Here is a 19,689-nt window from a genome sequence, read left to right as displayed (position 1 = left end):
AGGCGGTCAGACACGGAAGCGCAACACGCCGCGCCGGCCGCCCCGCAGATATTCGACATGCCAGTTGCGCCCGCCCGCGCTTGCGGCCTCGGCCACGTCGGCGGTGCTGCGGATCGGGCGGTCGTTCATCAGCATCAGGATATCGCCCGGGCGCAGGCCGATCCGGGCGCCGGTCTCGCCCGGATCGGTGACCAGCACGCCCTGCGCCTCGGCGGGCAGGCCGGTCTCCTGCGCGACGGCGGGGTTGAGATTGACGACCGACAGCCCCGCCAGCACGCTGCGCCCGGTGACGGTGAGCGGCGCGCGGGGCGGGGTTTCGGGGGCCGCGATCAGGGCGACGCGGGCGGTCCGTTCGCGGCCCTGGCGCAGATAGGTGACGGCGATCTCGCCGCCCACGCCCTCGGCGGAAAGGCGGAACAGCATCTCCTGGGGCGTGTTGACCGGGGCGCCGCCCAGTTCCAGCACGACATCGCCCACCTTGAGCCCCGCCTTGCCGAAGGGGCTGTCGGGGTGCAGGTCGCTGAGCACGACGCCCTGCGGCAGATCGAGGCCGAAACCCTCGGCCAGCGCGGCGTCGACCGGCTGGCCCGAGACGCCCGCCCAGGGCCGCTGGAATCGGTCGCGGCCCGCGCGGGCCTGGTCGACGAAGCGCGTCACCAGATTGGCGGGGATCGCGAAGCCGATGCCGTTCGAGCCGCCCGAGCGCGAGAGGATCGCGGTGTTGATGCCCACGAGGCGGCCTGCCATGTCGACCAGCGCGCCGCCCGAATTGCCCGGGTTGATCGCGGCATCGGTCTGGATGAAATAGCCCCGCCCGCCGCCGATCGACAGGCCCGAGCGCGCCAGTCCCGAGACGATGCCCTGGCTGACGGTCTGGCCGACGCCGAACGGGTTGCCGATGGCGAGCACGAGATCGCCGACCTCGACCGTGTCGGAATCGCGGAACGGGAGCGCGGGCAGGTCGCGCGCGCCCTGGAGGCGCAGGATGGCGAGGTCGGATTCCTCGTCCGAGAGCAGCACCTCGGCGTCGTATTCGCGCCGGTCGGTCAGCACCACGCGGATCTCGGTGGCCTGGCCGACGACATGGTAGTTCGACACCACCAGACCGTCGGCGGACACGATCACGCCCGAGCCCAGCGCGTTCTGCACGCGGGGCTGGACCCGGCCGAAATCGCGGAAGAGCTGCGAGAAGAACGGATCGCCCGCGAAAGGGGTGACGCGGTCGGCGACCACGCGGCGGGCGTAGATATTGACCACGGCGGGCGCGGCCTGGCGCACCACGGGGGCGAAGCTGAGGCTGATTTCGGCCGCGCTGGCGGGCGGGCGGCGATCCTCGGCGGCCAGCGGCTGCGCGGCGAGGGAAAGGCAGAGCAGGACAAGCAGGCGGGTCATGGGCGGCTTTTGCGGTTGCGATCGTTCAGGCATATGCGTGTGCCCGGGCCGGAGTTCAACGCCCCGGCACCCCCCGCCCACCCAGGCGGGGGGTTCGGGCAGCCTCAGTGCAGGTTGGACGCGAAGTTCATCGAGACCACCTGGTTCTTGATGCCGTCGATCTCCATCACGGGACCCATGGCGGTCATGTCGATGCCGACACGCTTGTACCACAGGGTCCAGTTGGCGTTCAGCAGCGTCAGGCACTGGCTGGCGCCCAGGCTGCGGGCGGCCTTGGCCAGTTCCTGCACTAGGTTGAAGTAGATCGGGCGGCGCTGGACCAGCGGCACGCGCTGCGACACGAAGAGCCGCGAGCTTTCCCACACGGTTTCGGCCACGGGGGCCTCGTCATGCAGCAGGTGCGAGGGGATGGTGTCCAGAAGCCCCTTCTGCGCGTCGCGGATCATGTAGGAGTAGATGCCGCAGCGCGCGGTGGTCGGTGTCAGGCGGTTGCCCGCGAGCACCTGGCCCAACTCGTCATGGACGACGACCCAGCGGCTGGCGGGGGTGTCGTACTGGTCATATTCCATCCCCAGCGCCTCGGGGAGGTCCCATTTGTTGCGCTCGATGAAAAGCTCGCGACGCGCGCGAAGCATGTTGGCGAAAAGCTCGCCATGGTTGTGAAGGTTTTCGAAGGAAAGGGTCGTGGTCTGCATAAGAGCCTCCTGCAGGGTTGGTGGTGTGGTCTGTAACCTTGCGGAGGGCGACGGCCGTCAGAGCAGCCTGTAATCCTTGGCGCGCTGAATCGCTTCGGCTGTGGTGCGCGCCATCAGTCGCTCGCGGGCAGAGGCGAGACGGGCCTTGAGCGCACTTTCCGATATCCCCAGCTTGCTGGCAGCGGCCGCATGGCGGTCGCCGTCCGCGATGCATTTCAGCGCCTCGATCTGAGCCTTGGTCAGCTCTTGCGGCGGCTCGGTCATGTCGTGCAACCGACGCACGAGGGCCTCGATCTTGTCGATCTCGGCATCCTCGAATTCCCGATCTGCTCGTGCCACACTCGCAATGGTCCTGGAGGCGATCGGCCCCCAGGAGATCGTCACGCCGTACCTCAAGCCGAAACGCGCGGCATCCTCGAGAATGCCGAACGGGTCGGGGATGTTCTGATTGCTCCACCGTGTCGCGCCGGTGGTTGAGAAGCCCCAGGCCACCATAGGGTCGCGCAGGACATATCCACGTTCGGTGTAGTGGGCCAGCCACTCCGGGTCGTAGCTCTGAAAGGTCATCAGGGGGGAGGTAAAGCGTATGTGGAGCCCGATGTTGTACCCCTGGGGAGCCAACGAGTCGAGAACCCTGAGTTCCCTGTCAAACACGGCCTTTTCGAACATGACTTTTTAGACAAGTTGAAGGTTTTGCAGTCAACCGTAAATTGTTGCACTAGGATCGCGCGCATTTCATAGTTAAGGGGAGTAGACGGTGCATACAATCCACCCGAACCATTTCAACCAGTTGATGCGGCTGCCCGCGGGCATCCGGACGGACCTGCTGGAATTCCTGGGCGCGACGCCCGTCGCCGATATCCAGCTTGAGCGGATGCTGCGCGAGATGGACCGACTCGTGGAGGACAGCCGGGCGAGGGCGGGAGCCGAGGTCATGGCCTGAACATCGCGCCCGGGAATTGAGCCTGCGGCCGATTGAACAAGGCCCCGCCATCCGGCGGGGCCTTTTCCTTTTGCGCGGGCAGCGGTCCGGGCGGGCCCTATTCCTCGGCGTCGGCCTCGGCCTCGAGCCGGGCGCGGTCGGCCGCACCCTTGGCGTCGGGATCGCGGTCCACCAGTTCGACGATGGCCATCGGCGCCATGTCGCCATAGCGGAAGCCCGCCTTCAGCACGCGGACATAGCCACCCTGGCGTTCGGCATAGCGCGGACCCAGAACCTCGAACAGCTTGGCCACATGGGCGTCCTGCTTGAGCTGCGCCGCGGCCTGGCGGCGAGCATGCAGGTCGCCGCGCTTGCCCAGCGTCACCAGCTTGTCGGCGATGCGCTTGAGTTCCTTGGCCTTGGGCAGCGTGGTCTTGATCTGTTCGTGTTCGATCAGCGAGCCGGCCATGTTGGCGAACATCGACTTGCGGTGTTCATGGGTGCGGTTCAGGCGGCGATAGCCGCGGGCGTGACGCATTTCTCTTCTCCGGTCTTGCCCTCGTTGGGGCGGTTTTGCTTTGTCCGGCAGCCCATGCGTGCGGGCCGCTCTCCTTGGGGCGGATTGCCCTTGTCGTCATGGCGGCGGGTTGCCCCCACCCTGCGGGTCTGGCGCAGGGTGGGTGAAACCCGCCATTCCTCAGAACTGGTCCTCGAACTTCTTGGCCAGATCCTCGATATTCTCGGGCGGCCATTCCTCGACATCCATGCCAAGGTGCAGGCCCATGCCCGAGAGCACTTCCTTGATCTCGTTCAGCGACTTGCGGCCGAAGTTCGGGGTGCGCAGCATCTCGGCTTCGGTCTTCTGGATCAGGTCGCCGATATAGACGATGTTGTCGTTCTTCAGGCAGTTGGCCGAGCGCACCGAAAGTTCCAGTTCGTCCACCTTCTTGAGCAGGAGCGGGTTGAATTCCAGCCCCTCGTCCTCGGAATCGCGGCCGGCGGATTCGGGCTCGTCGAAATTGACGAAGATCGACAGCTGGTCCTGAAGGATGCGGGCGGCATAGGCCACCGCGTCATCGGGGGTCAGCGAGCCGTCGGTCTCGATCTTGAGCGTCAATTTGTCATAATCGAGCACCTGACCCTCGCGGGTCGGCTGCACCTCATATGCCACTTTCTTCACCGGCGAATAGATCGCATCGATCGGGATCAGACCGATCGGTGCATCCTCGGGTCGATTCTTGTCGGCTGCGACATAGCCCTTGCCGGTATTCACGGTCAGCTCCATGAACAGATCCCCCCCCTCGTCGAGGTGACAGATCACATGGTCTCTGTTCAGGACCTCGATGCCGGCGGTTTCCGAGATGTCGCCGGCGGTCACGATACCCGGCCCCTTGGCCGAGATCGACAGCCGCTTGGGCCCCTCGACCTCCATCCGGAGCGCGACGCCCTTGAGGTTGAGCACGATATCGGTCACGTCCTCGCGCACGCCCGCAACCGAGGAAAACTCGTGCAGCACGTTGTCGATCTGGACCGACGTGATCGCCGCGCCCTGCAGCGAACTCATCAGCACGCGGCGCAGCGCGTTGCCCAGCGTCAGGCCGAAGCCACGTTCCAGCGGCTCGGCGACCACGGTCGCCTGGCGCGCGGGATCGTTGCCCGGCTTGATGTCGAGCTGCACCGGCTTGATGAGTTCCTGCCAGTTCTTATGGATCATGTGCGTCTCCTCAATTCCTGTCCTTCGCCCATGTCCGTAGCGAAGAACGCCCGAGGGAAATGGCGTACGACCCGGGCCGACATTGCCTGGCCCGGGTAGAAAGGGTGGCCGATCAGACCCTGCGGCGCTTGGGCGGACGGCAGCCGTTATGCGCGATGGGGGTCACGTCGCGGATCGAGGTGATGTTGAAGCCGACCGCGGCCAGCGCGCGCAAAGCCGATTCGCGGCCCGAGCCGGGACCCTGCACCTCGACCTCGAGGGTGCGGACGCCATGTTCCTGGGCCTTGCGGCCGGCATCCTCGGCGGCCATCTGGGCGGCATAGGGGGTCGACTTGCGCGAACCCTTGAAGCCCATCGTGCCCGCCGACGACCAGGCGATCGCGTTGCCCTGCACGTCGGAGATCAGGATCTTGGTGTTGTTGAAGGAGCTGTTCACATGCGCCACACCGGCGGCGATGTTCTTGCGTTCCTTGCGCTTGATGCGGGTCTTGTCGCGTGCCATCTGTCCTGCCCTCCCTTATTTCTTCTTGCCGGCAATGGCTTTTGCCGGGCCCTTGCGGGTGCGGGCATTGGTGTGAGTGCGCTGGCCGCGCACGGGCAGGTTGCGGCGGTGGCGAAGCCCCCGGTAGCAGCCCAGGTCCATCAGGCGCTTGACGTTCATCTGCACTTCGCGCCGCAGATCACCCTCGACGGTGAGATTGGCGTCGATATGCTCGCGGATGGCCAGAACCTCGGCATCCGACAGGTCGTTTACGCGGCGGGCGGCGTCGATGCCGATCGCGTCGCAGATCGCGCGGGCCGAGGCCGGGCCGATGCCGTGGATATAGGTTAGTGCGATGGGGACGCGTTTCCCGGTGGGGATGTTGACGCCAGCGATACGTGCCAAACGTATGTTCCTTCGGTTGCGGTTCCGTAATCCCGGAACCTTTTTTCACAACTGAGGCCCGAAAGCATCCTGCCTTCGGGCCGCTCTGCCCGTTGCCGCCGCGGCGCACGCCGTGTGCGACAAAAGGTCGATTCATGATCGAGACGCCGTGCCTAGGGCGAATCCCGTTTCCCGTCAAGGGGGAGTATCACGCCTTGTCAAGCACCGCCTTGATCTCGGCCGACACGGCGTCGATCTCGCCCAGCCCGTCGACGACGGAAAGCTGACCCTTGGCGTGGTAATAGCCGATCAGCGGCGAGGTCTTCTTGTAATATTCCATCAGCCGCTGGCGCAGGCTGTCGGCATTGTCGTCGGCGCGGCGGGTGAACTCGGTCGCGCCGCATTTGACGCATCTGCCATCGGCCGGAATCGGGCGGCTGATGTCGTTATAGACCTCGCCGCAGCCCGCGCAGGTCGAGCGCGCGGCGATCCGCGCCACCAGCGCCTCGTCATCGACGCGCATCTCGATCACGGCATCGAGCCGCTGGCCCATGTTGTCGAGCAGGGCGCCCAGCGCATCGGCCTGGGCCAGCGTGCGGGGGAAGCCGTCGAAGATGAACCCACCGCCGCCCGAGTCGAGCTTTTCGGCGATCAGGCCGATCACGATCTCGTCGGTCACCAGTTCGCCGCGATCCATGACCGCCGCCACCCTTTTCCCCATCTCGGTGCCCGAGCTGCGCGCCTCGCGCAGCATGTCGCCGGTGGAAAGCTGGGTCATGCCCCGTTCCTCCACGAGCCGGCGGGCTTGCGTGCCCTTCCCGGCCCCCGGGGGGCCCAACAGGATGATGTTCATCTGCGCGCTGTCCCTTTCCTTGCGCCCTTGCGCTTGCGTCTGAGTTGCGATTTCTCGATCAGCCCCTCGTACTGGTGCGCCAGAAGATGGGACTGGACCTGCTGGATTGTGTCCATCGTCACCGAGACGACGATCAGGACCGATGTGCCGCCGAAATAGAACGGGATGGCAAGCTGGGCGCGCAACACCTCGGGCAGCATGCAGACCAGCGCCAGATAGCCCGAGCCGAGCACCAGGATGCGGGTCACGACATAGTCGAGATATTCCTGCGTGCGCTTGCCCGGCCGGATCCCCGGAACGAAGCCGTTCTGGTTCTTGAGGTTCTCGGCCACGTCCTCGGTCTTGAAGGCCACGTTGAACGTGTAGAAATAGGTGAAGAAGATGATCATGCCCGAGAAGAAGGCGAGATAAAGCGGCTGGCCGGGACCGAAATAGGCCAGCAGCGCCGTCATCACCGGCCCCGCCTGGTTGTGCGAGAAGGTCGCCACCGTCGTCGGCAGCAGCAGCAGCGACGAGGCGAAGATCGCCGGGATCACGCCCGCCGGGTTCACCTTGACCGGCAGGTGCGAGGAGCCGCCGTCATAGACCTTCATCCCCACCTGGCGGCGCGGATACTGGATGTGGATCTTTCGCAAGGCCCGTTCCATGAACACCACGAAGGCGATCGTGACCACGACCATCACGATCACGCCGATGATGACCACGGGCGAGAGCGCGCCGGAGCGGCCCTGGCTGAAGAACTGCGCAAGCGCCGCCGGGATTTCCGCGATGATGCCGACGAAGATGATCAGCGAGATGCCGTTGCCGACGCCGCGCGCGGTGATCTGTTCGCCCAGCCACATCAGGAACATGGTCCCGCCGACCAGCGTGATGACCGTGCCCGCGCGGAAGAACCAGCCCGGATCGGAGGCAAGCCCCCCGGCCTCGAGGCTGACGGCAAGGCCATAGGCCTGGAAGGTCGCGAGGAACACCGTGCCGTAGCGGGTATACTGGTTCAGCTTCTTGCGGCCCTGCTCGCCCTCTTTCTTGAGCTGTTCGAGCTGGGGCACCATCGCGGCCAGAAGCTGCACGATGATCGAGGCCGAGATATAGGGCATGATGCCGAGGGCGAAGATGCCCATCCGCCCCAGCGCGCCGCCGGTGAACATCGACAGGATGCCGCCCAGACCGGCCGCCGCCTGATCCATGAAGTTGCGCAGCTCGACCCCGTCGATGCCGGGCACCGGGATATAGGTGCCCAGGCGATAGACGATCAGAAGACCGAGGGTGTAGAAGATGCGCTGGCGCAGCTCGGTGGCCTTGCCGAAGGCCCCCCAGCTCATGTTCGCGGCCATTTGCTCTGCTGCAGATGCCATGCTGAGCCTCTGTTCAAGGACAACGCCGCCGAAACCGTCTTCCGGCTCCGGCGGCGCAATGGAAAACTAGGTCAGGATGTAAGCGGCCCGGAGCCCGCGAACAACCACTTATTCGGTCGCCTCGGCCGGGGCGGCGGTCTTGAGCGTGCCGCCGACCTTTTCGACCGCCTCGACAGCCGCGCGCGAGGCGCCGGTCACGTCGAGCGTCAGCTTGCCGGTCACCTCGCCCTTGGCGAGCACGCGGACGCCGTCAAGCTTGCGGCGCACCAGGCCCGAGGCCACCAGCGCATCCTCGGTGATGGGCGCCGTGCCGTCGAGCTTGCCCGCATCGACGAATTTCTGGATCAGGCCGAGATTGACCACCGCATAGGCCTTGCGGTTCGGCTTGGTGAAGCCGCGCTTGGGCAGGCGCTGATAGAGCGGCATCTGGCCGCCCTCGAAGGCGTTGATCGAGACGCCCGAGCGCGATTTCTGGCCCTTGATGCCGCGCCCGGCGGTCTTGCCCTTGCCCGAACCCGGGCCACGGCCGACCCGCTTGGCCTTTTTCGCGGCACCCGGGTTGTCGCGCAGTTCATTGAGTTTCATGTCGCTTCTCCTTGGCCGGACGCGCCCCCGAAGCGAATTGGGCGGCCACGGCGTTTCCTGATTGTGGGATGTGGCCCGAGACAGGCCGCCGATGGCGTATAGACGGACCGGCGCCGGGTTTCAAGGACAGGTTTCACCGGTGCATCGGCCGGGTAGCCACCCCGGCGACGGTGCCGTTTGCGAACCAGCCAGATTCCCGTTGACTTCCAGACGGCGAGTCGCAACCGTTAACGAAGGTTAATTCATGTTGACGGAGTTCATTATGCGTACAGCGCTCATCTTGCTGGCGTACATGATTTTCCTGCCGACGCTGAGCCATGGGGCCACACTGATATATAAGGGAAAGCCCTTTGAAACGGTGTTCAACTACGGCTGGGACGACGCAGATGTGATACACTCCCTGGCCATTCTCGATCCTTGGGGCGAGCATGGCGAACTTGAGCACTACATCGCCCAGAAGAACCTATATATCGGCTCACAGGCGCCGCTAGATACGTCCCAGTACATCTCGCTCACCCTCTGGCTCGACTCGAACCTGCCGCGGAACTGGTCGGGGACAATCTACGGGGAGGGCGGAATGGTTCACTGGATCCATGACGGTCTCACCGGGGAGGGACTGGACATCGCGGGAACCTATTCGATCCACGGGACTTTCGACACGGCCATGGCTTTCAACTTCGTGGACGAGGTGGACCTGAACCTGACCACCGACGCCCGGGGAAACATCGTGTCATGGGAGGTCTACAACACCGCCCAAAGCTACGACTACTCGATTTTCTATGCCAGTTCGCAAGGTGGGGACCGCGCAGAGTTCTCGTTCATCTACGCTGAAATCAACTCGGTAGGCATAGGTGCTTATGCAAAAGGCTCGACCAGCCTGAGCGGGGAATGGACGGTGATCGCGGAACTGCCGCATGCGCCCTTGCCCGCCTCGTGGATCGTTCTTGCAAGCGCGCTCGGCGCGGTTGGCCTGTTGGGGCGGCGGCGTTGACACAAGGCGAGCGGTTCTGCCAAGCGCCGCTTTCTCGGTGAAGCCTTGCGAAACCGCGATCACCGAATTGCCGACGGGGCGCGTGTCGTTTAACCTCGGTGTGGTCTTCTTCCCCGCACGGCGACTGGCGATCCCCATAGGCGAATTCGCCTAACGGTACGAATCGGAAGATGACTGGTTTCTGTGTCATGGCGGGGGAACTTCCACAGCCAGAACATCTTCCATCGGCTCCTAGAAGGTTATCCCAGCCCTGTTTCCCCTGCCCGCCTCCTTGCTGCGCGGGTCGGGGCGTTGGGGGCAATCGGCCTGTTCCGGCGGCGGGCAAGGGCAGCCTGAATTTCTCGCCTAGGCCGCGCAAACGAAATCGCCCCGGACCGGGTCCGGGGCGTTCCATGGACGCGCTCTGCCGATGGATCAGCCGCGCTCTTCGACGATCTCGACGAGATGCGGGATCTTGGCGACCATGCCGCGGATCGAGGGAGTGTCCTCGAGCTCGCGGGTGCGGTGCATCTTGTTCAGGCCCAGGCCGATCAGGATCTGGCGCTGAACGGCGGGGCGGCGGATCGGCGAGCCGATCTGCTTGACCACGATGGTCTTCTTGGTCATGGGATCGCCTCCTTACGCTTCGGCGACGGCTTCGGTCGGCGCGTCATCCCGTTTCAGGATGTCGGCCACCTTCTTGCCGCGGCGCTGCGCCACCTGACGGGGCGAGCTTTCCTTGCGCAGCCCGTCGAGCGTCGCGCGGATCATGTTGTAGGGGTTCTGCGAACCGATGGATTTCGCCACCACGTCCTGCACCCCCAGCATCTCGAACACCGCGCGCATCGGGCCGCCCGCGATGATGCCGGTCCCTTGCGGGGCCGAGCGCATCACGACGCGGCCGGCGCCGTGGCGACCTTCCATGTCGTGGTGCAGGGTGCGGCCCTCGCGGAGCGGCACGCGCATCATGGACCGCTTGGCCTGTTCGGTGGCCTTGCGGATCGCCTCGGGCACTTCCTTGGCCTTGCCCTTGCCGAAGCCCACGCGGCCCTTCTGATCGCCCACCACCACGAGGGCTGCAAAGCCGAAGCGCTTGCCGCCCTTCACGGTCTTGGAGACCCGGTTGATCGCCACGAGACGATCGGCGAATTCCGGGGTCTCGTCGCGCTCGCGGCGGTCCCGGCGTTGTTCACGTTCTGCCATGTCTCGTCTCCTCAGAACTTCAGCCCGCCCTCACGGGCGGCATCGGCCAGCGCCTTGACGCGCCCGTGATAGAGGTAGCCGCCGCGATCGAAATAGCATTCCTCGACCCCGGCCTTCCTGGCCCGCTCTGCGATCGCCGCGCCGACCTTGGCGGCCGCCTCGACATTGTTCTTGCCGACCACGCCCAGATCCTTTTCCAGGCTGGAGGCGGCGGCCAGCGTCACGCCGGCGACATCGTCGATCAGCTGAACGCTGATGTTCTTGTTGCTGCGGAAGACCGACAGGCGCAGGCGCCCGTCGTTCATCTTGCGCAGCTTGTTCCGCACGCGCAGGCGGCGTTTCTGGAACAGGTCCCGTTTGCTGTTTGCCATCTGTCGCGCCCTTACTTCTTCTTGCCTTCCTTGCGGAAGATGAACTCGCCCTTGTAGCGGATCCCCTTGCCCTTGTAGGGTTCTGGGCCGCGCCACTCGCGGATATTGGCCGCGACTTGGCCGACCTGTTGCTGGTCGATGCCCTCGACGATGATCTCGGTCTGCTTCGGCGTCGTCACGCTGACGCCCTGCGGGACCTCGAAATTCACGTCATGGCTGTAGCCAAGGTTCAGCTTGAGCACGTTGCCCTGCATCTGTGCGCGGTAACCCACGCCCTGGATTTCGAGCTCGCGCTTGAAGCCCTGGGTGACGCCGGTCACGAGATTCGCGACCATGGTGCGCGACATCCCCCATTGCTGGCGCGCCCGCTTGGAGCTGCCCCGGGGGGTGACACTGACGGCGTTGTCCTCGACCGCGATGGTAACATCATCGGTCGCGGTGAAGCTGCGGGTGCCCTTGGGCCCCTTCACTTCGACGGTCTGGCCGGAGACGGATGCGGTCACACCCGACGGCAGCTCGACCGGTCTTTTGCCAATACGAGACATTGCCTTCCTCCTTAGAACACGGTGCAGAGCACTTCGCCGCCGACATTCGCCGAGCGCGCGGCCGCATCCGACATCACGCCCCGAGAGGTCGAGACGATGGACACGCCCAGGCCCTGACGCACCTGCGGCAGCTCGCCAACGCCCATGTAGACGCGGCGGCCGGGTTTCGACACGCGCTTGAGTTCGCGGATCACGGGCTGGCCTTCGAAGTATTTCAGGCTGACTTCGAGTTCGGGCAGGCCGTTGGGGCCGTCCACCTTCTCGTAGCCGCGGATGTAACCTTCGTCGGTCAGCACATCCAGCACCCAGGCGCGCAGCTTGGAGGCCGGCGTGCGGACGGTGGACTTGCCGCGCATCTGCGCGTTGCGGATGCGGGTCAGCATATCGCCGAGAGGATCGTTCACGGACATTTCTTCCCCTCCTTACCAGCTCGACTTCACCATGCCGGGGATCTGGCCCTGAGAGCCGAGTTCCCGAAGCATGATCCGCGAGACCTTGAGCTTGCGGTAATAGGCGTGCGGACGCCCGGTGAGCTGACAGCGGTTGTGCAGCCGCGTCGCCGAGGAGTTGCGCGGCAGCTTGGCGAGCTTGAGCTGCGCCTTGAACCGCTCTTCCATCGGAAGCTCCTCGTTTTTCGCGATCTCCTTCAGGCGGGCGCGCTTGGCAGCGTATTGCTTGACCAAGCGCTGGCGCTTGAGTTCGCGTTCGATCATGGATTTCTTGGCCATTGGTCCTGTTCCTCCCGCGATCAGCTGTTGAACGGCATGTTGAAATGCTTCAACAGCGCCTTCGCTTCCGCGTCGGTTTTCGCGGTGGTGGCGATGACGATGTCCATCCCCCAGACCTCGTCGACCTTGTCATAGTCGATCTCGGGGAAGACGATGTGCTCTTTCAGACCCATCGCGTAATTGCCGCGTCCGTCGAAGGACTTGCCGGGAACGCCGCGGAAGTCGCGGACCCGGGGCATGGCGATGGTGATGAGGCGGTCGAGGAATTCGTACATCCGGTCGCCGCGCAGCGTGACCTTGGCGCCGAGCGGCATGTCCTCGCGGACGCGGAAGCCGGCGATCGATTTCTTGGCCTTGGTGATGACGGCCTTCTGACCGGCGATGCGGGTCAGATCCTCCTGAGCCGACTTGGCCTTCTTGGAGTCGCGGACCGCCTCGGCGCCGCAGCCGATATTCAGCACGATCTTGTCGAGCCGCGGGATCATCATGTCGTTCCTGTAGCCGAACTCTTCCTTGAGCGCGGCCTTGATCGTCTCGCGGTAGACCGATTTCAGGCGCGGGGTGTAGGTGGCGGCATCAAGCATCGATCGCGTCCCCCGTGGTCTTGGCATAGCGCACCTTCTTGCCGTCCTCGATCTTGAAGCCGACGCGGGTGGGCTTGCCGTTCTTGTCGATGATGGCAAGGTTCGACAGGTCGATCGGCATCGCCTTGGAGATGCGGCCGGCCTGGGTGGCCTGGGTCTGCTTCTGGTGGCGGATGGCCATGTTGATGCCGTCCACCACGGCCTTGCCGGCCTTGGGATCTACGGACGTGATCACGCCCTCGCGGCCCTTGTCCTTGCCGGCGAGCACGATGACCTTGTCGCCCTTCTTGAGCTTGGCAGCCATCACAGCACCTCCGGGGCGAGCGAGATGATCTTCATGAAGTTCTTCGCGCGCAGCTCGCGCACCACCGGCCCGAAGATGCGGGTGCCGACGGGCTCGAGATTGTTGTTGAGGATGACGGCGGCGTTGCGATCGAAGCGGATCGCGGTGCCGTCCTCGCGGCGCACTTCCTTGGCGGTGCGCACGACGACGGCCTTGCGGACATCGCCCTTCTTGACGCGGCCGCGCGGGATCGCCTCTTTCACCGACACCACGATGATGTCGCCGACGCTGGCATATTTCCGCTTGGACCCGCCGAGGACCTTGATGCACTGAACCCGGCGTGCGCCGGAGTTGTCAGCGACATCCAGATTGGTCTGCATCTGGATCATTTGGTTTCTCCCGACCTTTGGGAACGTCTTGCCCCAGGGTTTCGTTCAAACCGGGCTGTGGGGATCAGGTCAGACCTGCGCCACCACCTCCCAGCGTTTCGTCTTGGACTTGGGCGCGCATTCCTGGATGCGCACGATATCGCCGACCTTGAAGGTGTTGGCTTCGTCATGGGCCCGGTATTTCTTGGACTTGCGGATCGTCTTCTGCAGCACGGGGTGCTTGAAGCGACGCTCGACCAGGACCGTCACGGTCTGGTCGTTCTTGTCCGAGGTCACGGTGCCTTGCAGGATACGTTTGGGCATCTGTCTGGCTCCTTACTCGGCCGCCGCGCGGGCTTTTTCGTTCAGAACGGTCCTGACCCGGGCGACGTTGCGCCGGATCTGCCGGATACGGGCGGTGTTCTCCATCGCGCCGGTGGCCTGCTGGAAGCGCAGGTTGAACGCCTCCTTCTTGAGGGCCACGAGCTGGTCGCGGAGCTGGTCGGGGGTCTTGTCCCGAAGTTCGCTGGCGTTCATGCGCCTTGTCCTTTCAACATCACCGAAGGGCCCCTGATGCGGCAGCACCGCGGGTCACCCTGATTCCGGTGGAGTCCGTGGATGAGCGGTCCCTTTACGCCCCGTCCTCCGATAAAGCAACCCCTGATGTGAGAAGGCTTCGGAAATGGGGCATCGGGAGCCCGCCGGGTACGCCTGAACCACGCTTGCGGGCAACCTCGGCAAGCGCTTGCCTTGTTCAGGAGATACAGTACCTCCAACGAACTGAGGCGATTGCCTATGGACATGGACATCCTGCGAGCTGGAGTGGCGAGTACCAGTGCGGGAAATCCTGATTTCGATTTTCTTATTTTCGTTTTTTCTACGGCCATCGCCTCTTGGTATCTCTTCATTCGGTATGGCGTGACTTGGCTCGATCTGTACAATCGCGATAGCCCTCGCCACCGAAATGCAAAGCGCTTGTTTCAGGCCTTCTTGTTATTGTGGGCTTTGGCACTGATCCTTATCGTATTTTTTCCCGCCGAATGAATGCAGCCCGACGACCTGGGCGCCCGCAGTTTCACCTGCATGCAACGAAAAAACCCCGCCGATCTCTCGACGGGGGCCTTGTTTCGTAGGGTGGGTGTCAACCCACCGCCTGTTTACCAGTCCTCACGGTGCACGATCCGGGTCTTGATCGGCAGCTTCATCGCCGCAAGGCGCAGGGCCTCGTGGGCGACCGCTTCGGACACGCCGTCGATCTCGAACATGATCCGTCCGGGCTTGACCTTAGCCGCCCAGAAATCGACGGAGCCTTTCCCCTTACCCATACGCACCTCGGTCGGTTTCGACGAGACGGGGGTATCGGGGAAGATGCGGATCCAGACGCGGCCCTGACGCTTCATGTGGCGCGTCATGGCCCGGCGGGCGGCCTCGATCTGGCGCGCGGTGACGCGCTCGGGCTCGGTCGCCTTCAGCCCGAACGAGCCGAAATTGAGGTCGAACCCGCCCTTGGCCTGGCCGTGGATCCGGCCCTTGTGCATCTTGCGGAATTTCGTGCGCTTTGGTTGCAGCATCTCTTCTCTCCTTAGCGCTCGCGCTCGCGGCGCGGACGCGACGGGGCGCCACCTTCCTGCAGCTCGGCCTGGCGGCGATCGCGGGCGGAGGGATCATGCTCCATGATCTCGCCCTTGAAGATCCAGACCTTGATGCCGATGATGCCGTAGGGCGTGGACGCCTCGGCCAGGGCATAGTCGATGTCGGCGCGCAGCGTGTGCAGCGGCACCCGGCCCTCGCGATACCATTCGGTCCGCGCGATCTCGGCGCCGCCGAGGCGGCCCGCGACGTTGACCCGGATGCCGAGGGCGCCCATGCGCATGGCATTCTGAACCGACCGTTTCATCGCGCGGCGGAAGCTGACCCGGCGCTCCAGTTGCTGGGCGATGGATTCGGCCACCAGCTGAGCGTCAAGTTCGGGCTTGCGCACCTCGACGATGTTGAGATGCAACTCGCTCGCCGTCATGTTGGCCAGCTTCTTGCGCAGCCCTTCGATATCGGCGCCCTTCTTGCCGATGATCACGCCGGGACGCGCGGTGTGGATCGTCACCCGGCATTTCTTGTGCGGGCGCTCGATGATGATGCGGCTGACGCCGGCCTGCTTGCACTCTTCACGGATGAAGTCGCGCATCGCCAGGTCTTCCAGCAGCAGGTTGCCGTATTCCTTGGTGTCGGCATACCAGCGGCTGTCCCAAGTGCGGTTCACCTGAAGGCGCATGCCGATCGGATTGACCTTGTGACCCATCAGACTTGCTCCTCGACCTGGCGGACCTTGATGGTGAGTTCCGAGAACGGCTTGACGATCTTGCCGAACCGGCCACGGGCGCGCGGCTGGCCGCGTTTCAGCGTCAGATTCTTGCCGACATAGGCCTCGGCCACGATCAGTTCGTCCACATCGAGGTTGTGGTTGTTCTCGGCATTGGCGATCGCGGACTGAAGGCATTTCTTCACGTCCTCGGCGATCCGCTTCTTCGAGAAGGTCAGATCGGCCAGCGCGCGATCCACCTTCTTGCCACGGATCATCGCGGCGACGAGGTTAAGTTTCTGCGGCGAGGTGCGCAGCATGCGCGCCTTGGCCATCGCCTCGTTCTCGGCCACGCGGCGGGGGTTCTTGTCCTTGCCCATGGCGATTACCTCTTCTTCGCTTTTTTGTCGGCCGCGTGCCCGTAATAGGTCCGCGTCGGCGAGTATTCCCCGAACTTCTGGCCGATCATGTCCTCGGTCACATTGACCGGAATATGCTTCTGGCCATTGTAGACGCCGAAGGTCAGCCCGACGAACTGGGGCAGGATGGTGGAGCGGCGCGACCAGATCTTGATGACCTCGTTACGGCCGGATTCGCGGGCTTTCTCGGCCTTCTTCAGGACATAGGAGTCGACGAAGGGGCCCTTCCAAACAGAACGTGTCATGGCTTAGCGACCCTTCTTGCGCGCGTGACGGGAGCGGAGGATGTACTTGTCCGTCGCCTTGTTGCGGCGGGTCTTGGCGCCCTTGGTCGGCTTGCCCCACGGGGTCACCGGGTGACGGCCGCCCGAGGTGCGGCCTTCGCCGCCGCCATGGGGGTGGTCGATCGGGTTCATCACGACGCCGCGGACCGACGGACGCTTGCCCATGTGGCGCGAGCGCCCGGCCTTGCCGAAGTTCTGGTTCGAGTTGTCGGGGTTCGAGACGGCCCCGACGGTCGCCATGCATTCCTGGCGCACCAGCCGCAGCTCGCCCGAGGACAGCCGGAGCTGGGCATAGCCACCGTCACGCCCGACGAACTGGGCATAAGTACCCGCGGCGCGTGCGATCTGGCCGCCCTTGCCGGGCTTCATCTCGATATTGTGGACGATCGTGCCGATCGGCATGCCGGTGAAGGGCATCGCGTTGCCAGGTTTCACGTCGGCCTTGGCCGAGGCGATCACCTTGTCGCCCACGCCCAGACGCTGCGGCGCTAGGATATAGGTCTGCTCACCGTCATCGTACTGGAGCAGCGCAATGAAGGCGGTGCGGTTCGGGTCATACTCGATCCGGGCCACGACGGCCGAAACGTCGAACTTGTTTCGCTTGAAATCAACGATCCGGTAGAGGCGTTTCGCCCCGCCGCCGCGGCGGCGCATCGTGATCCGTCCGGTATTGTTCCGGCCGCCCTTCTTGGTCAGACCCTCGGTGAGAGCCTTGACCGGGCGACCTTTCCAAAGCTCCGAACGGTCGATCAGCACCAGCCCACGCTGGCCCGGCGTCGTCGGCTTGTACGACTTGAGTGCCATGCTTTCTGTCTTCCGTCAGCTTCGGACCAAAGGTCCCGTTTCCGTGTGGGGCGCAGGCGCCCCGGTCTTGAATGCAGCAGGCCCCGGATGCCCCGGGGCCGCTGAGTCGGGCTCGTTTATCAGAGCCCGGTGGTGACGTCGATGGTGTTGCCCTCTTCGAGCGTCACATAGGCCTTCTTGACGTCCTTGCGGCGCCCGAGGATGCCCTTGAACCGCTTGGTCTTGCCCTTGGTGATCGTCGTGTTGACCGCCTTCACCTTGACGCCAAAAAGGCTTTCGACGGCCTCCTTGATCGCGGGCTTGTTGGCGTCGATCGCCACCTCGAAGACGACCGCGTTGGCCTCGGAGGCCATGGTCGCCTTTTCGGTGATGATCGGCTTGCGGATCACGTCGTAATGTTCTGCCTTCGCGCTCATTTCAGTCGAGCCTCCAGAGCTTCGACACCCGCCTTGGTCAACACCAGCGTGTCGCGGCGGAGGATGTCATAGACATTGGCGCCCATCGAGGGCAGCACGTCGATCCCCTCGATGTTGCGCGCGGCCATGGCGAAGTTCTCGTTCACCTGCGCACCGTCGATGATCAGGACACGCTTCCAGCCCAGCGACTTCAGCGACTTGGCCAGTTCGGCAGTCCTGGGCGCGGCCATTTCGGCCGAATCCAGCACCACCAGCTCGCCCGCCTTCGCCTTGGCCGACAGCGCGTGCTTCAGACCCAGCGCCCGGAACTTCTTGGGCAGGTCATGGGCGTGGCTGCGCGGCGTCGGACCCTTGTAGACGCCACCCTTGCGGAAGATCGGCGCGTTCCGGTCGCCGTGGCGTGCGCCACCGGTGCCCTTCTGGCGATAGATCTTCTTGGTCGAGTAGCTGGTCTCGGAACGGGTCTTGACCTTGTGGGTGCCGGCCTGCGCCTTGTTGCGCTGCCAGCGGACCACACGGTGCAGGATGTCGGCGCGCGGTTCCAGGCCGAAGATCTCGTCGCCGAGTTCCACGGTGCCGACCTTGGCGCCGTCCAGTTTGATCACGTCGAGTTTCATTCCTCACCCCCTTCGGCGGGCGCGGCCTCGGCGGGCGCGGCGGCCGCAGCATTGGCCGATTTCAGCGCGGCGGGCAGAACGAGGTTCTCGGGCGCGGGCTTCTTGACCGCGTCCTTGATCGTGACCCAGCCGCCCTTGGCACCCGGCACCGCGCCCTTGACCATGATCAGGCCCCGGTCGGCATCCGTGCGCACCACCTGCAGGTTCTGCGTGGTCACGCGGGCCGCGCCCATGTGGCCGGCCATCTTCTTGCCCTTGAACACGCGGCCCGGATCCTGGCACTGGCCGGTCGAGCCGTGGCTGCGGTGGCTGATCGACACCCCGTGCGAGGCACGCAGTCCGCCGAAATTGTGCCGCTTCATCGCACCGGCAAAACCCTTGCCGATCGAGGTGCCCGACACGTCCACGAACTGGCCCTCGAAATAGTGATCGGCGGTGATCTCCTCACCGATGGCGATCAGGTTCTCGGGGGCCACCCGGAACTCGGCAAGCTTGCGCTTGGGCGCGACATTGGCGGCGGCGAAATGACCGCGCATCGGCGCCGTCACCCGCTTGGCCTTGGCACTGCCCGCGCCGAGTTGAACGGCCGTATAGCCATCCTTCTCGGTCGTACGCTGCGCGACGACCTGGCAGCCGTCGAGTTGCAGGACGGTGACCGGCACCTGCCGCCCGTCTTCCATGAACAGCCGGGTCATGCCCAGCTTCTTTGCGATCACACCAGAGCGCATCCGGGTGCCCTCCTCAAACCTTGATCTCGACGTCCACACCGGCCGCGAGATCGAGCTTCATGAGCGCGTCCACGGTCTGGGGCGTCGGGTCGATGATGTCGAGAAGCCGCTTGTGCGTGCGGATTTCCCACTGGTCGCGCGACTTCTTGTCGATATGCGGACCGCGCAGAACGGTGAACTTCTCGATCTTGTTCGGCAGCGGGATCGGGCCGCGCACCTGCGCGCCGGTCCGTTTGGCCGTGTTAACGATCTCCGCGGTGCTGGCATCCAGAACGCGGTAATCGAAGGCCTTCAGCCGAATGCGGATATTCTGACTTTGCATGTTTCTTGCCCTCGGGCTGATGGGTCGGCTTTCGCCGACCCGGCCGTGATTTCGGTTACTCGATGATCTTGGAGACGACGCCGGCGCCGACGGTGCGGCCGCCTTCGCGGATGGCGAAGCGGAGTTTCTCCTCCATCGCGATCGGCGCGATCAGCTCAACCACGAATTTCAGGTTGTCGCCCGGCATCACCATCTCGGTGCCTTCGGGAAGCTCGACCGTCCCGGTCACGTCCGTCGTGCGGAAGTAGAATTGCGGACGGTAGTTCGCGAAGAAGGGCGTGTGACGGCCACCCTCCTCCTTGGTCAGGATATAGGCCTCGGCCTCGAACTTCTTGTGCGGCTTCACCGAGCCGGGCTTGCACAGCACTTG

General features: G+C 64.5%; 34 protein-coding genes. 3 read left to right on the top strand and 31 right to left on the bottom strand.

Annotated elements, in window-relative coordinates; translation table 11 throughout:
* Positions 1 to 6: 6 nt before the first annotated feature.
* From EV216_RS13695 to EV216_RS13685, 3 genes are all read right to left on the bottom strand, one after another.
* Positions 7 to 1,392, bottom strand: coding sequence for a Do family serine endopeptidase (locus EV216_RS13695; protein ID WP_132696097.1), 1,386 nt, complete (start codon positions 1,390 to 1,392; stop codon positions 7 to 9).
* 104 nt (positions 1,393 to 1,496) lie between these two features.
* Complete coding sequence (locus tag EV216_RS13690; protein ID WP_132696096.1) at positions 1,497 to 2,087, bottom strand: acyl-homoserine-lactone synthase; 591 nt, start codon at positions 2,085 to 2,087, stop codon at positions 1,497 to 1,499.
* Positions 2,088 to 2,144: 57 nt separating this feature from the next.
* The gene (locus tag EV216_RS13685; RefSeq protein ID WP_132696095.1) at positions 2,145 to 2,756 is read right to left on the bottom strand and encodes an autoinducer binding domain-containing protein; all 612 of its coding nucleotides are present in this window, start codon (positions 2,754 to 2,756) and stop codon (positions 2,145 to 2,147) included.
* Between the two features lie 88 nt (positions 2,757 to 2,844).
* Between EV216_RS13685 and EV216_RS13680 the strand changes: the two genes are divergently transcribed.
* Positions 2,845 to 3,030, top strand: a complete 186-nt coding sequence (locus EV216_RS13680) for a hypothetical protein (protein WP_132696094.1) — start codon at positions 2,845 to 2,847, stop codon at positions 3,028 to 3,030.
* Positions 3,031 to 3,127: 97 nt separating this feature from the next.
* On the opposite strand, the gene rplQ is transcribed toward EV216_RS13680, so the two are convergent.
* The 7 genes from rplQ to rplO form a co-directional block, all read right to left on the bottom strand.
* The gene (gene rplQ / locus EV216_RS13675; protein ID WP_132696093.1) at positions 3,128 to 3,547 is read right to left on the bottom strand and encodes a 50S ribosomal protein L17; all 420 of its coding nucleotides are present in this window, start codon (positions 3,545 to 3,547) and stop codon (positions 3,128 to 3,130) included.
* Positions 3,548 to 3,706: 159 nt separating this feature from the next.
* Entirely contained in the window at positions 3,707 to 4,723 is a 1,017-nt protein-coding gene (locus EV216_RS13670; RefSeq protein ID WP_132696092.1) for a DNA-directed RNA polymerase subunit alpha, read from the bottom strand.
* A 112-nt stretch (positions 4,724 to 4,835) separates the two neighbouring features.
* Positions 4,836 to 5,225, bottom strand: coding sequence for a 30S ribosomal protein S11 (rpsK, locus tag EV216_RS13665; RefSeq protein WP_132696091.1), 390 nt, complete (start codon positions 5,223 to 5,225; stop codon positions 4,836 to 4,838).
* Between the two features lie 15 nt (positions 5,226 to 5,240).
* Positions 5,241 to 5,609: a 30S ribosomal protein S13 gene (rpsM, locus tag EV216_RS13660; protein WP_132696090.1), complete on the bottom strand. Its 369-nt coding sequence runs from the start codon at positions 5,607 to 5,609 to the stop codon at positions 5,241 to 5,243.
* Between the two features lie 187 nt (positions 5,610 to 5,796).
* On the bottom strand, positions 5,797 to 6,441 hold the full coding sequence (locus tag EV216_RS13655) for an adenylate kinase (RefSeq protein ID WP_132696089.1): 645 nt from the start codon (positions 6,439 to 6,441) through the stop codon (positions 5,797 to 5,799).
* Complete coding sequence (gene secY / locus EV216_RS13650; protein WP_132696088.1) at positions 6,438 to 7,796, bottom strand: preprotein translocase subunit SecY; 1,359 nt, start codon at positions 7,794 to 7,796, stop codon at positions 6,438 to 6,440. The genes EV216_RS13655 and secY overlap by 4 nt, the downstream gene beginning before the upstream one ends.
* A gap of 108 nt (positions 7,797 to 7,904) precedes the next feature.
* Entirely contained in the window at positions 7,905 to 8,381 is a 477-nt protein-coding gene (gene rplO / locus EV216_RS13645) for a 50S ribosomal protein L15 (RefSeq protein ID WP_132696087.1), read from the bottom strand.
* Positions 8,382 to 8,643: 262 nt separating this feature from the next.
* Here rplO and EV216_RS13640 point away from each other — a divergent pair, with 262 nt between their 5' ends.
* On the top strand, positions 8,644 to 9,372 hold the full coding sequence (locus EV216_RS13640; RefSeq protein ID WP_132696086.1) for a hypothetical protein: 729 nt from the start codon (positions 8,644 to 8,646) through the stop codon (positions 9,370 to 9,372).
* A gap of 414 nt (positions 9,373 to 9,786) precedes the next feature.
* Here the strand turns inward: EV216_RS13640 and rpmD are convergent, their stop codons facing one another.
* The 11 genes from rpmD to rpmC form a co-directional block, all read right to left on the bottom strand.
* Positions 9,787 to 9,978: a 50S ribosomal protein L30 gene (rpmD, locus tag EV216_RS13635; protein ID WP_132545871.1), complete on the bottom strand. Its 192-nt coding sequence runs from the start codon at positions 9,976 to 9,978 to the stop codon at positions 9,787 to 9,789.
* 12 nt (positions 9,979 to 9,990) lie between these two features.
* Positions 9,991 to 10,554 carry a 30S ribosomal protein S5 gene (gene rpsE, locus EV216_RS13630; RefSeq protein ID WP_132696085.1) on the bottom strand — a complete coding sequence of 188 codons (564 nt, stop codon included), beginning with the start codon at positions 10,552 to 10,554 and terminating at the stop codon, positions 9,991 to 9,993.
* 11 nt (positions 10,555 to 10,565) lie between these two features.
* Positions 10,566 to 10,925, bottom strand: coding sequence for a 50S ribosomal protein L18 (gene rplR / locus EV216_RS13625; RefSeq protein WP_132696084.1), 360 nt, complete (start codon positions 10,923 to 10,925; stop codon positions 10,566 to 10,568).
* Positions 10,926 to 10,936: 11 nt separating this feature from the next.
* Positions 10,937 to 11,470, bottom strand: a complete 534-nt coding sequence (gene rplF / locus EV216_RS13620; RefSeq protein WP_132696083.1) for a 50S ribosomal protein L6 — start codon at positions 11,468 to 11,470, stop codon at positions 10,937 to 10,939.
* A gap of 11 nt (positions 11,471 to 11,481) precedes the next feature.
* A complete protein-coding gene (rpsH, locus tag EV216_RS13615) occupies positions 11,482 to 11,880 on the bottom strand; it encodes a 30S ribosomal protein S8 (protein ID WP_207894009.1) in 399 nt (132 codons plus the stop codon).
* A gap of 12 nt (positions 11,881 to 11,892) precedes the next feature.
* A complete protein-coding gene (gene rpsN / locus EV216_RS13610) occupies positions 11,893 to 12,198 on the bottom strand; it encodes a 30S ribosomal protein S14 (RefSeq protein ID WP_132696082.1) in 306 nt (101 codons plus the stop codon).
* A 20-nt stretch (positions 12,199 to 12,218) separates the two neighbouring features.
* Positions 12,219 to 12,782, bottom strand: coding sequence for a 50S ribosomal protein L5 (rplE, locus tag EV216_RS13605; protein ID WP_132696081.1), 564 nt, complete (start codon positions 12,780 to 12,782; stop codon positions 12,219 to 12,221).
* Positions 12,775 to 13,086 carry a 50S ribosomal protein L24 gene (gene rplX / locus EV216_RS13600; RefSeq protein WP_132696080.1) on the bottom strand — a complete coding sequence of 104 codons (312 nt, stop codon included), beginning with the start codon at positions 13,084 to 13,086 and terminating at the stop codon, positions 12,775 to 12,777. Before rplX ends, rplE begins: the two co-directional genes overlap by 8 nt.
* Positions 13,086 to 13,454 carry a 50S ribosomal protein L14 gene (gene rplN, locus EV216_RS13595; protein WP_068344865.1) on the bottom strand — a complete coding sequence of 123 codons (369 nt, stop codon included), beginning with the start codon at positions 13,452 to 13,454 and terminating at the stop codon, positions 13,086 to 13,088. Before rplN ends, rplX begins: the two co-directional genes overlap by 1 nt.
* A gap of 69 nt (positions 13,455 to 13,523) precedes the next feature.
* Complete coding sequence (gene rpsQ, locus EV216_RS13590; protein WP_132696079.1) at positions 13,524 to 13,757, bottom strand: 30S ribosomal protein S17; 234 nt, start codon at positions 13,755 to 13,757, stop codon at positions 13,524 to 13,526.
* 12 nt (positions 13,758 to 13,769) lie between these two features.
* Positions 13,770 to 13,970, bottom strand: coding sequence for a 50S ribosomal protein L29 (rpmC, locus tag EV216_RS13585; protein WP_132696078.1), 201 nt, complete (start codon positions 13,968 to 13,970; stop codon positions 13,770 to 13,772).
* A gap of 258 nt (positions 13,971 to 14,228) precedes the next feature.
* On the opposite strand from rpmC, the gene EV216_RS13580 reads away from it, so the two are divergent.
* Positions 14,229 to 14,477 carry a hypothetical protein gene (locus EV216_RS13580; RefSeq protein ID WP_132696077.1) on the top strand — a complete coding sequence of 83 codons (249 nt, stop codon included), beginning with the start codon at positions 14,229 to 14,231 and terminating at the stop codon, positions 14,475 to 14,477.
* 113 nt (positions 14,478 to 14,590) lie between these two features.
* Here EV216_RS13580 and rplP read toward each other — a convergent pair whose 3' ends face one another.
* From rplP to EV216_RS13530, 10 genes are all read right to left on the bottom strand, one after another.
* Positions 14,591 to 15,004, bottom strand: coding sequence for a 50S ribosomal protein L16 (rplP, locus tag EV216_RS13575; protein WP_132546667.1), 414 nt, complete (start codon positions 15,002 to 15,004; stop codon positions 14,591 to 14,593).
* Between the two features lie 11 nt (positions 15,005 to 15,015).
* Positions 15,016 to 15,729 (bottom strand): 30S ribosomal protein S3, encoded by a 714-nt coding sequence (rpsC, locus tag EV216_RS13570; protein ID WP_132696076.1) that lies wholly within the window; start codon positions 15,727 to 15,729, stop codon positions 15,016 to 15,018.
* Complete coding sequence (gene rplV / locus EV216_RS13565) at positions 15,729 to 16,109, bottom strand: 50S ribosomal protein L22 (RefSeq protein ID WP_132696075.1); 381 nt, start codon at positions 16,107 to 16,109, stop codon at positions 15,729 to 15,731. The genes rpsC and rplV overlap by 1 nt, the downstream gene beginning before the upstream one ends.
* 5 nt (positions 16,110 to 16,114) lie before the next feature.
* The gene (gene rpsS, locus EV216_RS13560; RefSeq protein WP_132696074.1) at positions 16,115 to 16,393 is read right to left on the bottom strand and encodes a 30S ribosomal protein S19; all 279 of its coding nucleotides are present in this window, start codon (positions 16,391 to 16,393) and stop codon (positions 16,115 to 16,117) included.
* Between the two features lie 3 nt (positions 16,394 to 16,396).
* Positions 16,397 to 17,236 carry a 50S ribosomal protein L2 gene (gene rplB, locus EV216_RS13555; protein WP_132696073.1) on the bottom strand — a complete coding sequence of 280 codons (840 nt, stop codon included), beginning with the start codon at positions 17,234 to 17,236 and terminating at the stop codon, positions 16,397 to 16,399.
* A gap of 119 nt (positions 17,237 to 17,355) precedes the next feature.
* Positions 17,356 to 17,652: a 50S ribosomal protein L23 gene (locus EV216_RS13550; protein ID WP_132696072.1), complete on the bottom strand. Its 297-nt coding sequence runs from the start codon at positions 17,650 to 17,652 to the stop codon at positions 17,356 to 17,358.
* Positions 17,649 to 18,269, bottom strand: coding sequence for a 50S ribosomal protein L4 (rplD, locus tag EV216_RS13545; protein WP_132696071.1), 621 nt, complete (start codon positions 18,267 to 18,269; stop codon positions 17,649 to 17,651). Before rplD ends, EV216_RS13550 begins: the two co-directional genes overlap by 4 nt.
* Positions 18,266 to 18,997, bottom strand: a complete 732-nt coding sequence (gene rplC, locus EV216_RS13540) for a 50S ribosomal protein L3 (protein WP_132696070.1) — start codon at positions 18,995 to 18,997, stop codon at positions 18,266 to 18,268. Before rplC ends, rplD begins: the two co-directional genes overlap by 4 nt.
* A gap of 13 nt (positions 18,998 to 19,010) precedes the next feature.
* Positions 19,011 to 19,319: a 30S ribosomal protein S10 gene (gene rpsJ, locus EV216_RS13535; RefSeq protein WP_132696069.1), complete on the bottom strand. Its 309-nt coding sequence runs from the start codon at positions 19,317 to 19,319 to the stop codon at positions 19,011 to 19,013.
* 55 nt (positions 19,320 to 19,374) lie between these two features.
* Positions 19,375 to 19,689, bottom strand: a 315-nt coding sequence (locus EV216_RS13530) for an EF-Tu C-terminal domain-related protein (protein WP_481404352.1), incomplete at its 5' end; no start/stop codon positions are given.

This window comes from Rhodovulum steppense (genome assembly GCF_004339675.1).
GTDB lineage: Bacteria > Pseudomonadota > Alphaproteobacteria > Rhodobacterales > Rhodobacteraceae > Rhodovulum > Rhodovulum steppense.
This window is presented reverse-complemented; position numbering and strand designations above follow the sequence as displayed.